The sequence below is a fragment of the Paramicrobacterium fandaimingii genome (genome assembly GCF_011751745.2).
Lineage (GTDB): Bacteria > Actinomycetota > Actinomycetes > Actinomycetales > Microbacteriaceae > Paramicrobacterium > Paramicrobacterium fandaimingii.
Map to the genome: position 1 here is coordinate 1,393,613 of NZ_CP061170.1, position 12,924 is coordinate 1,406,536.

The window sequence follows — 12,924 nt, forward strand, 5'->3', positions numbered from 1 at the left end:
AAGCACGGGCGCTTGCGTCGTCTGGCGAGCGGCTGCTGATAAGCTCAACCCCGGCCCAACATCGAGTGGAGAACATGGGAACATCAGCGTCAGAGGTGCCCACGTCGGGCACTCTGCCTGGCGTGTCCTACGTCATGCCTGTGCTGAATGACGTAACCCATGTGCGTGCCGCCGTCGACAGTCTGCTCGCGCAAGACTACGAGGGGCCGTTCGACGTGGCAATTGCTGTCGGCCCATCCATCGACGGAACGAACGAGCTTGTCGAGGCGCTGTCCCGGGCGGACTCGCGCGTGCGCGTGATCGACAACCCTGTCGGATCGACGCCTGCGGGTCTCAACATCGCCATTCACGCGACCGAGAATCCCATCATCGTGCGCGTTGACGCGCACTCCGTGCTTCCCTCCGACTACACGCGCATCGCCGTCGAAGCGATAACGCGAACGGGCGCGGGAAATGTCGGCGGAATCATGGATGCACAGGGAACGACGCCGTTCGAGGAGGCCGTCGCCGCCGCGTACGGCTCACGTGTCGGGCTGGGCGGCACACCGCATCATGTGGGCGGCAAGGAGGGGCCTGCTGACACCGTGTACCTCGGCGTCTTTCGGCGCGATGCGCTGACGCAGGTGGGGCTCTTCGACGAGCGCATCAAACGCGGTCAGGACTGGGAACTCAACCGCCGCATCCGTCAGGGTGGGCATTCGGTCTGGTTCACTCCGGAGCTTCGTGTCGTCTATCGTCCGAGACCATCGCTGTCTCGATTGGCGAGGCAGTTCTTCTCGACCGGAATGTGGAGAGGGGAACTCAGCAGGCGTTTTCCCGTGCGCAATACACTGAGATATTTTGTTCCGCCGCTCATGGTGATCGGCGTTGCCCTGGGAACCGTTCTCGGCATCGTCGGCATTGTGCAGGCGTTCATGGGGATCACACCGTGGCTCGTTCTCGCATTCGCCATCCCTGCTGTGTACGTGCTCACCGTGCTCGGCGCCGCACTGATCCTTCCAGGGGTTCGACGCGTCGCCGTGCGGTGCTGGCTGATTATCGTGCTTCCATGCATACACTTCTGTTGGGGAGTGGGATTCATCCCCGGCTTCCTCCTGCTCGCCAGCAACATTGCCGCCCAGAAGTACGAGAGGGGTGGGGACTCCCGTGTCGCTCCCGAATGACGAACGCCCCCGTCGTCCTCGGACGATCGCCGAGCTTCGCGCTGTAGCGCAGCCTGACGAGGTCCGGGCACGCAAGAACGCCGAGCACTGGACGGCGGCGCTCTACCTGCGTGATCTGTCTCCGTACGTCACCTGGCTGCTGCTGCGCACACCCATCAGCGCAAACGGCGTCACCTGCCTCATGATCCTCAGCGGCTGGGCCGTCGCGGCATCCCTTCTCATTCCCGGCTTCGGCGGAGCGGCCCTCGCGCTTGTGATGTGCCAAGTGCAGATGCTCATCGACTGTTGCGATGGGGAGGTCGCCCGGTGGCGCAAAACCTCGTCGCCCGCCGGTGCGTTTCTGGATGCTGTCGGGCACTATTCCACCGAAGCCCTCATCCCGCTTGCCCTCGCCATCAGAGCGGCCGGATACCCCTTCACTCCCGACGGTGACTACCTCTGGACGACCCTGGGGCTGGCACTCGCGCTCGTGCTTGTGCTGAACAAGGCGCTCAACGACATGGTGCGCGTTGCTCGCGCCAACTTCGGGGCGCCCAAACTGACGTACTCCGATGACGAAATGGCACCCTCCGGCGGTCTTCTCGCCAAACTGCGTCGACTGGCGCGGGTGATTCCGCTCCACCGCATCTTCCACTCCGTCGAGATGACCATGGTGATCTTCGCTGCGGCAGTCATTGGCCTTTTCATCGGCGACCAGATCGCGATGCGCGGCATCCTTGTCATTCTTCTCGTCGTCGCCGTGCTGACGCTCATCGGACACTTTCTCGCGATCATGACGTCCAAGCGTGTCCGCGGCTGAGCAGGATGAGCCGTCCGTCGGCGTCGTGGTGCTCACGCAGGGCACGCGGCCAGATGAGCTGACGACAGGCATCCAATCGGTTCAGGCTCAGCAGGGCGTGATCTGCGACATCGTCGTCGTCGGCAACGGCTGGCAGCCGACGGGGCTCCCCGAGGGGGTTCGGGGACTCGGACTCGCCGAAAACGTGGGAATTCCGGCGGGGCGCAACCGCGGGGCTTCGTCGGTGACCGGAACGTACATTTTCTTTCTCGACGACGATGCGACACTGCCAAGCACCACATTTCTGCGCGATGCGATTGCCGTGTTCGCCGCGAACCCCGATATCGGTCTCATCCAACCTCGCCTGGAGGATGCCGCGGACGGTCGCGCCCCGCGACGGTGGATTCCGCGCATCCGCAAGGGCGAGCGCACCCACTCGAGCAATATCTTCTCGTGCCTTGAAGCGGTGATCGTGATGCCGCGAGGAGTCTTCGACGAGTGCGGTGGGTGGGGGAATGAGTACTTCTACGCACACGAGGGAATCGAGCTTGCCTGGCGGGTGTGGGATACCGGAAGGCGAGCGTGGTACGCCGGCGATCTTGTCGCAAATCACCCCTACGTTCACCCAACGCGACATGACGATTACTATCGCCTCAATGCGCGAAATCGGGTGTGGCTTGCACGCAGAAACCTGCCGCTGATCCTGCGGCCCATCTATGTTCTGTCGTGGACGGGAATCACACTGCTTCGCTGGTGGCGACGCCCCGCCGTTCTCTTAACGTGGTTCGGCGGATGGTGGGAAGGCTGGACGACGAGCCCTGGCCCCCGCTCCACAATGAGCTGGCGCACCGTCGTCCGCATGGCCCGAGCGGGAAGGCCACCGGTCATCTGATGGTCTCCAAGCAAACTGTTATCTGCCCTCGATACTGTGAAGCACGATGAATGTGATCGGAGACGCCCAAAAAGCCGTACAGCTGGGTAAGAAACTCGTCGACAACCGTCGAGCGCATATGGTGCTCCGGCAGAAAGTGCGGTCGCAGCCGCCGCTTGAGCCCGAGCGCTTCAAGATCGCCGTCTATTTCGCTGACGAATCAGTGAACATGTACCAGATCCGTCAGTGGTACAAGCCTCTGATCGAGCTTGCGAAGACCTGGCCCGTTCTCATCCTGAGCCGCGGGTCAACGGCGGCGCTCCAGCTCTTCGACGAATCGCCGCTTCCCGTCACATACGTTCGCACCGTGGCCGATCTCGAGAAGACGGTTGCCAGGCAAGATATTCGCATCGTCTTCTACGTGAATCAGAACGCGAAGAACTTCCAGATGTTCCGCTATGGTCAGCGCTGGCACGTCTTCATCAATCACGGTGAGAGCGACAAAATGTACATGACCACAAACCAGTTCAAGGCGTACGACTACAGTCTGATCGCCGGTGAAGCGGCTCGTGCACGCCTCGAACGGGTGCTGTGGGATTACGACTTCGACAAGCGTGCGCTGCCGATTGGCAGGCCACAGGCCGATCATTTCTCTGGAGCCCTTCCCTATACGCAGGACGACCGCATTGTCGTGCTCTACGCTCCGACCTGGGAAGGTGATCGGGCGGCTGCCGCCTACGGCTCCATTGCGAGCCACGGTGTTGGGCTGGTTCGTGCGCTCCTCGCGACGGGGCGGCATCGCGTGATCTACCGCCCGCATCCTCGTTCCGGCGTGGTGAACAACCTCTATGGGCAGGCAAATCGTGAAATCATCGGAATGCTCTCGGCGGCGAATAAAGCGGACCCGCGCGCGCAGCATGTCTTTGATGACGGCTCTGAGATCGGTTGGCAGATCGCCGCAGCAGATGTTGCCATCAGCGATGTTTCGGCAATGATCTACGATCGCCTCGCCACAGGCAAGCCGCTCATGGTGACGCGCCCGGTGAGCAAGCGAGCAAAGATCGATGCGGGTGGCTACCTGTCAGCGTGTGAGTGGCTCGAGGTCGACGACGTCGCCGAGATCACCGAGCAGATCGATCGTCTGCTCCACGACCCCGAGACCGTCGAGCGCATCGCCACGTGGTCGCAGTACTACTTTGGCGACACGACGCCGGGCACGGCCACGAAGCGATTCCACGAGACCGTTCAGCACCTCATGGATGAGTGGGAGACGCACGCGCGCATTCACGAGATGGATCTGGCCGAACGCACGGTGGATTCCCCGCACTGACGCATCAGCGTGCCGTCACCGCAGCAGGTCAGCGCGGCTCGAATTCGGCGGGAAGAGCGAACGGAGCAGGCCCGAAAGCGTTTCGTGCGCTGCGCACGACGTCGCGGCCAGCGACGTGATTGCCGACCCCGCCGATCATGGCGCCGATGCCGAACGGAACGACCTTTCCGATCATCGTAGCCCCGTTCGTCGTCACGAACTTCTTGAGAAAGCGCCTCGTGAGCTCATCCGCCACCGGACCGACGGCCGCCTGGGGCAGGTTTGACGTGATCATCTCTCCCCAGAACGTCGATCGCGGGCGAGCCGTTTTCATCAGCTCTCCCGAGAACTGGCGCAGGATCTCTTTGCCTGACCCTCCGAGCATCATTGTGACGACGAGTGCGCGCGCACGATCGGGGTCTGTCACGGGAAGACCGTGCACCTCGGCGACAGACTGGGCGAAAAGCGCTGTCGACTCGAGAAAGCCGAGTGTTTCGGCTCCCGCGAGGGCGAGAGCCGTTCCTGTTCCGACGACAGGAAAGGCGGCGGTTGTGCCAACTGCCGCACCACCCGCTGTGACGGCCGTCAGATAGCGCCGTTCGAGAACCCGCAGCATTCGTTCGTTCGTTGCCTCGGGGTTTCGCCGTCTGAGTCCGCGAAGGTGCGAGACCACAACCGGGCGCTGCACGGCGAGCACCTTGTCGATTGCCTTGACCCAGGCGGGCAACGGCTCGGTGCGTCGTGGCATCGCGGCAATCTCAGGCGCGACGATCTCTGGCACCGGGCTCGGTTTCTGCGTCGGCATTGGGCCTCCTCACTGCGTCAAACACAGTGTTTCGCGTTCGACTGGACGAGCCCTGCGAATCAGCTGTTGTAATCCTCGTTGTAGCGGTCGAGCACGTCGTCGATCGCGGCGTCGAGAACAAGCGCGCCCTTGTCGAGATACAGCCCGCGCGTGCAGAAGCGGCGCAGGTCCTTCTCGTTGTGCGAGACGAAGAAGAGCGTTCGCCCGCCAGCGAGCATCTCGTCGATGCGTCTGTAGCATTTCTCGCGGAATGCCTTGTCGCCGACAGCGAGAACCTCGTCGACCAGCATGATCGGCTCATCAAGCTGTGCAATCACGGCGAAGGCGACGCGCACCTTCATGCCACTCGACAGATGCTTGTATGGCGTATCAACGAAGTCGCTGATCTCGGCGAACTCGATAATCTCGTCGAAGCGCGCCTCGATATCGTGACGACTCATGCCGTGCAGCCCTGCCGTGAGATAGACATTGTCTCTGACAGTGAGGTCGTTCACGAAGCCGCCGGTGATCTCGATCAGCGGCGCAACTCCGTCTGTGACGGTCACCGTTCCCTCATCGGGCAGCAAAACGCCCGTCACGAGCTTGAGAAGCGTCGACTTGCCCTGTCCGTTGCGACCGACGACCCCAATCGCCTCGCCACGCTCCACCTCGAACGAGACATTGCGCAGTGCCCAGAACTCTCCAGGACGAGATCGCCGATTCTTGCCGGCAAAGAGATCTTTGAAATTGCGTCGTCCGCGTCGGTTGCGGCGAAAGCGCACGCCGAGGTCAACAACGGAAATAACGGATGCTGTCATCACAGCTCCTTGAGAACGCTGCGCTCGGAGCGGCTGAACACGAGCACTCCGATGGCGAGAAGAACGACAGAAACGAGCGCCGACATCGTTATGGCGAACACATTGAGCTGGTCGGCGAAAAACGCGGAGCGATAGATCGACATGATTCCGGCAAGCGGGTTGAACGCTGCGATCGGCTGAATGCTCTCGGGCAGGTCAGAGAAGCCGTACACGATGGGGGAGGCGTAAAACAAGAAGCGAAGAATGAGCTTCGTCGCTCTCTCGAGGTCGCGGAAGAACACAACGGCGGGCGCGATGATGAGCCCGATTCCCACGATGAGAGTCGCCTGCAGCACGATCCCGAGGGGAAACAGAAGGGCGAACCACGTAACGGGGGCGTTGTAGACGATCGCAAATGCCGCGAGAACGGGAAGCGACGCGACGAACTCGATCCCTTTCGAGAGCACGAGGCGATTCACCCAGATGCTGCGCGGGATCGATGTTGAGCGTACGAGCTTTGCATCCTTGAGAAAGGCCCGTGTGCAGTCCGACACCGTTCCGGTGAACCACATCCAAGGCAGAAGTCCGGCAAGCAGGAAGACGATGTACGGCTGCTCGCCGATGCTGTCGCCGCGATCGAAGACGACAGTGAAGACGAACCAGTAGATACCGGCCATGACCAGGGGGTCAAGAATCGACCACACGTAGCCGAGAGCGCTCGTCGAATAGCGCACGCGCAGATCGCGCTTTGTCAGCAGCCATAGTGCGCTACGGTAACGGCTCGCTTTCGTGTGCGGAGCCCTCGGGTTTGCTGCTGATGTCACAGGCTCCAACATAATGCCAAAATGATGCCGGCACGCGCATGGCGCGTGCCGGCATCATAATGAAGCGGGTCAAACGTACAGGTTTGCCTGCTCGAGGTCTTCGGCGAAATCGACCTCAACTGCGTAGAGATCCGAAATATCCATCGGCTCGACAAGAACATTGTCGTGGGCAATGGAGAGCTCAAGCCCACGCTCGAAGTAGTCCTGGTCATCGACACGCTGCAGATGACGGATGAACTTCACCTTGTCGGCGCGCGAAATGTAGTTGATGCCGACGGCTTCGCCGAGCGCACCGGTCTTGACGGTCTTCGAGAGCTCCTTGATGTAGCCCTCGGCGGTCGTCGTGTACTTGACCTCTTCGTCAGAGACGCGCGACGTGTTGACGGTCACGAACGACTGGTCGCGAGCAAGGAGCGCGGCTGCGCGCTCAAGCACGGACGGGTCAAAGACGACGTCGCCGTTCATCCAGAGGACACCGCCGGCTGACGATGCCTTGAGCGCGCGCATCAGGCTCTTCGACGTGTTCGTCTGGTCGTACTGCTCGTTGTAGACGAAGTTTGCGTCGGGGAACGCCTCGATGATGTGCTCAAGCTTGTAGCCGACAACGATCGACACTTTCACGTTCTTGCCGAACGCCTGGTGAATGTTGTCGAACTGCTGCTGCATGATCGTGCGACCATCGTTGAGTTCGGTCAGCGGCTTAGGGAGAGAGCGCCCGAGACGGCTGCCCATCCCCGCAGCTAAAATAACGACCTGTGTGGTCATGGTGGCTCCTCACGTTGCGATTCGAGCCGAACATCAGTGGGTGTTCACCCGTTTGAAACGCGATGTTCTCTCGACGATTAATGCTGTGACACCCCTTTATGCCAGTTTTCACGTTAGCGGACGACTCTGCGTGAATGAGGTTGAGGAGGCGCTTGTTGCAGTTTCGTAATCACACACTCGGTGTTCTCCCAGCCGGTAATTGAGGGAAATACTTCGCTCGGATGAGGCGCTTGTCAGAACTGCTTGGTAGATTTCATGGGTGACTTCTGCGCCTTCGCCATTGCCCGATGAGACGCCGCCGACTGATTCCGCAGAGAGCAAACCGGATCGAGTGTCGGCGTCGCCGGATGAGGCGACGCCGAAAGACAGTGATGGCACCTCAACAGCATCCCGTCCCGCGGCCGCCCGAAAGCCCAGCGCGTCACGTCCGAAGGCCAGTGAGAGCGGCAGCGCGGCAGCGAAGAGGAAGCCCGCAACCAGCCGAGCCGTCGTTGCGGAAGCTCCGGTGAAGAGCGCGCCGAAATCGGCGGCATCGGCCTCCGCAACGCAAAAGGCAAAAGCGGCATCGGCTGCCACAGAGCCCGCGGGCGCCGAGCAGGCTGAAGCAACACAGAAGCCGGCACCGACTCAAGCAAAGAAGAAGACGACGAGCTCGACGCGCACGACGTCTGCCCAGAAGTCGGCAGCCCAGAAACCGGCGGGCCAGAAAGCGGCGGGCCAGAAAACGGCGGCCCAGAAAACGGCGGCCCAGAAAACGGCGGCCCAGAAAGCGTCGAGTCCCAAGACGACGGCGACGAAATCGTCAACGACGAAGTCGACAACGCAGAAGACAACACCCAAGAAGACCACGCCGGCTAAGACCACGTCGGCAAAGACCACGCCGGCAAAACAAGCACAGACGAAGCCAACGCAGGCTAAGCCAACGCAGGCAAAGGTGACACAGTCTCAGGTTGACTCCGCCGGCGACGCGGCCATCGGCTCGTCACTGGGCTCGTCATCATCGGCGAAGGGGAGCACGTCGCCCTCAACCGATAAGAAGACCTCGTCCGCGGTGCCGGCACAGGGAGAATCGGCATCCTCTCGCGCGAAGTCGGCCGATGCACAGGAATCCGGGTCGGCTGTGAAGAAGTCGAACTCGACGACGGCTGCTGCTGCACAGACGTCAGCGCCGAAGCGAGCAACGCCCGCAGGGAGCAGTGGGGCAGCAACTGGCGCGGCGGCTGTTGCGACAGCCAAGGCCGCTGCTCAGGCCACATCCGCAACGTCGAAGCCCGCGAAGGCCCCGGTTGTCACGATCTCGACCGCTGTTTCCTCCGCGGCGAAGATGGCGGCCCAGGTTTCGGCGGCGGATCAGGTGGATGCCCCGCGAGAGGTCAGCGATCCCGCTGACGGCGCGCCACCGCAGGTGACATCAGATCATGCTTCGTCTGGAGACGCCGCTGTCGAAAGCGCCGACACCGAAGCGGGTTCGGAGACTGCCGTTGACGCAGCGAAAGCGTGGGCGATTGGCACCTGGACGCGCACGCGCGAACGCATATCGACTGAGCGAAAAAAGGCAGCCGAACGCTCGGCGGTGCGCACGGCGGCCCGGGCCGTTCGAGCTCAAGCGGCGAAAGAGGCGGCCGACGTGCTCGTCGCGGAAGACACGGAGGTCAACGAGAAGTCTCGTGGCGCCGTGACCCTTTCAGGACTTCACAAAGCATTCGGCGACACGGTCGCCGTGAAATCCATCGATCTCGACATTCCAGCCGGGGCGTTCTATGGGATCGTCGGGCCGAACGGTGCAGGAAAGACAACGACGCTGTCGATGATCACCGGGTTGCTGCGGCCCGATGAGGGCACCGTGACGGTGAGCGGCATCGACGTGTGGAAAGATTCTGCTGCAGCCAAGCGATCAATGGGAACCCTGCCCGACCGAATGCGATTGTTCGACCGGCTCACTGGGGCACAGCTGCTCTACTACTCTGGCGTCCTGCGCGGCCTCGACAACGTCACGGTACGTGCCCGCGTGAAGAGCCTGACACGAGCATTCGGGCTCGAAGATGCCATCGGGCGCCTCGTGTCTGACTATTCAGCAGGAATGTCGAAGAAGATCGCCCTCGCGTGCGCACTTATCCACTCGCCGCGGGTATTGGTGCTCGACGAGCCTTTCGAATCCGTTGATCCTGTTTCGGCGGCGAGCATCACCGAGATTCTGCAGAAGTACGTTGAGAACGGCGGAACGGTCATTCTCTCGAGCCACGGCATGGAGTTCATCGAGCGGGTCTGTGACAATGTCGCGATCATCGTCGGGGGAGAGCTGCTCGCAAGCGGCACCATCGACGATGTGCGCAATGGAAGCACGTTGGAGGAGCGTTTCATCGCGCTCGTTGGCGGACGCAAGGCGACGGAGGACCTTGAATGGTTGCACAGCTTCTCCGACTGAGGCTGCAGCTCGCGTTCGGCGCCGTTCGCGGCCGCCCGGCACGAATCGTTGGCGCTTGTCTGCTCATTGTCGTTGTGGCGCTCGCAACATGGCTTCTCGCTCGGGGGCTCATCGGACTCGCCGATGCCGGTGCGGCAAACGTTCGAGATCTCCTCATCGTCACCGGGTCGTTCGTCGTGCTCGGTTTCCTTCTCATCCCGGCAATGCTCGGTGTGACGGATCCGCTCGATCCACGGTTGTTTTCGTCATTCGGCATCCGAAGTTCTGTCCTGGCTCCGGCAACCCTGCTCGCCAGCCTTCTGAGCATTCCCAGTCTTGTGGTGATCGTGCTCAGCATCACAACAATCAGCACCTGGTCGCGGGGAACCTTCGCGACAGTTGTCGCGTCGCTTTGCGCGATCCTCGCCGTCGCCACGTGTGCGCTGGTTGGACGCATTGCCGAGTACATTGCCAGCGGTGCGCTTGTCACGCGAAAGTCACGCGAGCTCCGCGTGGTGTTTCTCGTTTTGACTCTCGTGCTTATCGCTCCCGCTGTTATTTTCGCCTTGGGCATCGACTGGAGCGCCAGGTCCGGGGTGAGCGATTTCGGGCGTGCCGCAGAAGCCGTGAGCTGGACACCGTTTGGAGCAGTCTGGGCGGCCCCAGGGGAGGCTGCTCTTGGCGACGTCGCCGGTGCGCTCGGCACGCTCGCCATCGCGGTGGGAACAACAGCGGTTCTGTACATGGTCTGGTGGGCGCTGGTGGCCCGTGCGCTGCGCACCGCACCGCGAGTGATTCCCGAGGGAGGCTTCGGCAGCCTCGGCTGGTTCGACATCATGCCAGCGCGGGCAACAAGCTCGATCGCGGCGCGCAGCCTCAGCTACTGGGGGAGAGACGCGCGGTATATCGTATCGATCCTCATCATTCCCGTGCTTCCCTTTCTGCTGATTCCGCCTCTTCTGATCGCCGGCGTGCCCGCGCAGCCGCTTGCGCTGATTCCTCTGCCGTTCATGTGCCTGTTCCTCGGCTGGTCGCTGCACAACGATCTCGCGTTCGACGCAAGCGCTGTATGGCTGCACGTCGCCTCCGGTGTCAAGGGATACGCTGACCGGCTCGGGCGCACGGCGCCGACACTTCTCATCGGAGTTCCCATCGTCGTGATCGGATCAATGATCTCGATCGCCTTCTTCGGCGACTGGTCGACGCTGCCGAGCATGTTCGGAGTCTCCGCATGCCTTCTGCTTGCCTCCCTCGGCGTCGCAAGCTACCTGTCGACGCGGTTTCCGTACCCCGCTGCAGCGCCGGGAGACAGCCCGTTTCAGCAGCCGCAGTACAGCGGAGCACGCGGAGGCTTCAGCCAGACGTTCGGTTTGCTGATTCCGTTTGTTCTGTCGCTTCCGACCCTGTACTTCGCATGGAGAGGTTTGGCCGGCGACGCGGACGCGACGATGTGGGCACTGGTGACGGGGGTGGGCACCGGCATCCTCGTCTTCGTCGTCGGCATTTGGCTTGGCGGTCGTGCCTTTGACCGACGCGGCCCCGAGATCATCGAGTTCGCCACTTCTCACTGATCACGCAGCGCGAACGGATTACACTGGAGAGCATGAACGTTCAGGTGCGCACTGAAGATCCACTCTCCACGGGAGGGTCAACGTCTGTTCTCGATCGCGAGCTTGAAGAGCTGCTCGAAAACGAGACGATCGATCCGGGCGATCACGAACGCTTCTCGCACTATGTCAAGAAAGACAAGATTCTTGAGTCGGCGATCAGCGGCAAGCCGGTGCGTGCGCTCTGCGGCAAGAAGTGGACGCCGGGGCGCGACCCCGAGAAGTTTCCGGTCTGCCCCGAGTGCAAGAAGGTCTACGAGCGGATGCGCAAGGGATAGCCCGTTTTCGCGGACGTTCCCCTAGGAGAACGTCGTCGAAAGCGCGGGGTCTCCACGACCGAGTCTGTACGCGTCCGCAGGAAGCTCTGCCCTCACCATCGCGTGGTGCTCGCGGGCAATGCTCGTGCCAGAAGCTCCGAGATAGCGGTCGCTGATCTCGCCTGCGGTGATCAGCGGGGCCAGAAGCGGGCGCTCTGACGCCGGAATCGATTTCGCCTCCTCAGGGCCCAGCCCGATGTACACCTTCTCTTGTCTGGCGACACCGTTTTCGTCGCGCAGCCGGGTAGCGTATTTGCGCCCGCCCACGGATCGCTTTCCCGCGGAGGCCTTGGCGACAGACACCCAGTCTCCGTCGGCCACCTGGCGAGCCACGAGCTTGTAGACAAGTCCGGCAGCGGGTGACCCAGAGCCGGTCACGAGAGACGTTCCGACCCCATACGAATCGACCGGCGCCGTGCGCAGGGTCGCGATCGCATACTCGTTGAGATCGCTGGTCACAGTGATCTTCGTGTTGTGCGCGCCGAGCATGTCGAGTTGCCGACGCACGTCGACGACGAGGGTCGGCAGATCTCCGGAGTCGAGACGGATCGCACCGAGTTCCGTTCCGGCGACGCGAATCGCTGTCTCAACGCCCGCGGCGACGTCGTAGGTGTCAACGAGCAGGGTCGTTCCCGGGCCCGCTGCGGCAACCTGCGCTCGGAATGCCTCCTCCTCGTTTTCGTGAAGCAGTGTGAACGAGTGTGCCGCCGTTCCCATTGTGGGAATTCCCCATGTGCGCCCCGCCTCGAGATTGCTCGTCGCGCTGAAGCCGGCGATGTACGCCGCGCGGGAGGCGGCGATGGCGGCATCCTCGTTTGCACGCCGTGACCCCATCTCGGCCAGTGGCCTTCCGGCTGCGGCCGTCACCATGCGGGTTGCTGCCGTGGCAACCGCGGAGTCGTAGTTCAGAATGCTGAGAATCAACGTTTCGAGCAGCACGCCCTCGCCGAATGACGACTCGACGATCAGAATCGGTGATTCTGGAAAATATGCTTCGCCGTCGACGTACCCCCAGATATCGCCGCTGAAGCGATAGTCGGCAAGCCAGTCGATGGCGCGTGCGCTCACGACATCGTTGTCGGCGAGCCAGGTGAGCTCGGCATCGGCAAAGCGAAAATCGCGGATGCGCTCAAGCAGCCGCCCGATGCCGGCAACGACGCCGAAGCGTCTCGCCCCGGGCAGCCGGCGCCCGAATGCCTCGAACATGCACGGCGTATCCGCCGTGCCGTGAGCGATCGCTGCCTCGAGCATGGTGAGTTCGTAGCGGTCGGTGCGAAATGCCGTCGACGTGTTCACGCCGCAAGC

The 12,924-nt window shown here is 62.2% G+C and carries 12 protein-coding genes; 7 read left to right on the forward strand and 5 right to left on the reverse strand.

Going from position 1 to position 12,924, the window contains the following annotated elements:
- Positions 1-74 precede the first annotated feature (74 nt).
- From HCR84_RS06735 to HCR84_RS06750, 4 genes are read left to right on the forward strand one after another with little or no spacing between them, the layout of a single operon-like run.
- Positions 75-1,163, forward strand: a complete 1,089-nt coding sequence (locus HCR84_RS06735; protein ID WP_166983348.1) for a glycosyltransferase family 2 protein — start codon at positions 75-77, stop codon at positions 1,161-1,163.
- Positions 1,147-1,962, forward strand: a complete 816-nt coding sequence (locus HCR84_RS06740; RefSeq protein ID WP_166983349.1) for a CDP-alcohol phosphatidyltransferase family protein — start codon at positions 1,147-1,149, stop codon at positions 1,960-1,962. The genes HCR84_RS06735 and HCR84_RS06740 overlap by 17 nt, the downstream gene beginning before the upstream one ends.
- The gene (locus tag HCR84_RS06745) at positions 1,949-2,833 is read left to right on the forward strand and encodes a glycosyltransferase family 2 protein (protein ID WP_166983350.1); all 885 of its coding nucleotides are present in this window, start codon (positions 1,949-1,951) and stop codon (positions 2,831-2,833) included. Before HCR84_RS06740 ends, HCR84_RS06745 begins: the two co-directional genes overlap by 14 nt.
- 46 nt (positions 2,834-2,879) lie before the next feature.
- Positions 2,880-4,142: a CDP-glycerol glycerophosphotransferase family protein gene (locus tag HCR84_RS06750; protein WP_166983351.1), complete on the forward strand. Its 1,263-nt coding sequence runs from the start codon at positions 2,880-2,882 to the stop codon at positions 4,140-4,142.
- 28 nt (positions 4,143-4,170) lie between these two features.
- Here HCR84_RS06750 and HCR84_RS06755 read toward each other — a convergent pair whose 3' ends face one another.
- The 4 genes from HCR84_RS06755 to HCR84_RS06770 form a co-directional block, all read right to left on the reverse strand.
- Positions 4,171-4,926 carry a hypothetical protein gene (locus tag HCR84_RS06755; protein WP_166983352.1) on the reverse strand — a complete coding sequence of 252 codons (756 nt, stop codon included), beginning with the start codon at positions 4,924-4,926 and terminating at the stop codon, positions 4,171-4,173.
- Between the two features lie 59 nt (positions 4,927-4,985).
- On the reverse strand, positions 4,986-5,723 hold the full coding sequence (locus HCR84_RS06760) for an ABC transporter ATP-binding protein (RefSeq protein WP_166983353.1): 738 nt from the start codon (positions 5,721-5,723) through the stop codon (positions 4,986-4,988).
- A complete protein-coding gene (locus HCR84_RS06765) occupies positions 5,723-6,526 on the reverse strand; it encodes an ABC transporter permease (protein ID WP_235940817.1) in 804 nt (267 codons plus the stop codon). Before HCR84_RS06765 ends, HCR84_RS06760 begins: the two co-directional genes overlap by 1 nt.
- A 69-nt stretch (positions 6,527-6,595) precedes the next feature.
- A complete protein-coding gene (locus tag HCR84_RS06770; RefSeq protein WP_166983355.1) occupies positions 6,596-7,291 on the reverse strand; it encodes a phosphocholine cytidylyltransferase family protein in 696 nt (231 codons plus the stop codon).
- A gap of 259 nt (positions 7,292-7,550) precedes the next feature.
- Here HCR84_RS06770 and HCR84_RS17620 point away from each other — a divergent pair, with 259 nt between their 5' ends.
- Genes HCR84_RS17620 through HCR84_RS06785 form a run of 3 tightly spaced genes read left to right on the forward strand, consistent with a single transcriptional unit; the run spans position 7,551 to position 11,580 of the window.
- Positions 7,551-9,716 (forward strand): ABC transporter ATP-binding protein, encoded by a 2,166-nt coding sequence (locus HCR84_RS17620; protein WP_244972582.1) that lies wholly within the window; start codon positions 7,551-7,553, stop codon positions 9,714-9,716.
- Entirely contained in the window at positions 9,692-11,266 is a 1,575-nt protein-coding gene (locus HCR84_RS06780) for an ABC transporter permease (protein WP_166983356.1), read from the forward strand. The genes HCR84_RS17620 and HCR84_RS06780 overlap by 25 nt, the downstream gene beginning before the upstream one ends.
- A 32-nt stretch (positions 11,267-11,298) precedes the next feature.
- Complete coding sequence (locus tag HCR84_RS06785; RefSeq protein WP_166983357.1) at positions 11,299-11,580, forward strand: DUF3039 domain-containing protein; 282 nt, start codon at positions 11,299-11,301, stop codon at positions 11,578-11,580.
- Between the two features lie 21 nt (positions 11,581-11,601).
- On the opposite strand, the gene HCR84_RS06790 is transcribed toward HCR84_RS06785, so the two are convergent.
- On the reverse strand, positions 11,602-12,915 hold the full coding sequence (locus tag HCR84_RS06790) for a nicotinate phosphoribosyltransferase (RefSeq protein ID WP_166983358.1): 1,314 nt from the start codon (positions 12,913-12,915) through the stop codon (positions 11,602-11,604).
- Positions 12,916-12,924 lie beyond the last annotated feature (9 nt).

Excerpts from the sequence above, each read along its gene's own strand:
- HCR84_RS06735 (WP_166983348.1), top strand. The coding sequence starts at position 75 with ATGGGAACATCAGCGTCAGAGGTGCCCACGTCGGGCACTCTGCCTGGC.
- HCR84_RS06750 (WP_166983351.1), top strand. The coding sequence starts at position 2,880 with ATGAATGTGATCGGAGACGCCCAAAAAGCCGTACAGCTGGGTAAGAAA.
- HCR84_RS06755 (WP_166983352.1), bottom strand. The coding sequence starts at position 4,926 with ATGCCGACGCAGAAACCGAGCCCGGTGCCAGAGATCGTCGCGCCTGAG.
- HCR84_RS06760 (WP_166983353.1), bottom strand. The coding sequence starts at position 5,723 with ATGACAGCATCCGTTATTTCCGTTGTTGACCTCGGCGTGCGCTTTCGC.
- HCR84_RS06770 (WP_166983355.1), bottom strand. The coding sequence starts at position 7,291 with ATGACCACACAGGTCGTTATTTTAGCTGCGGGGATGGGCAGCCGTCTC.
- HCR84_RS06780 (WP_166983356.1), top strand. The coding sequence starts at position 9,692 with ATGGTTGCACAGCTTCTCCGACTGAGGCTGCAGCTCGCGTTCGGCGCC.
- HCR84_RS06785 (WP_166983357.1), top strand. The coding sequence starts at position 11,299 with ATGAACGTTCAGGTGCGCACTGAAGATCCACTCTCCACGGGAGGGTCA.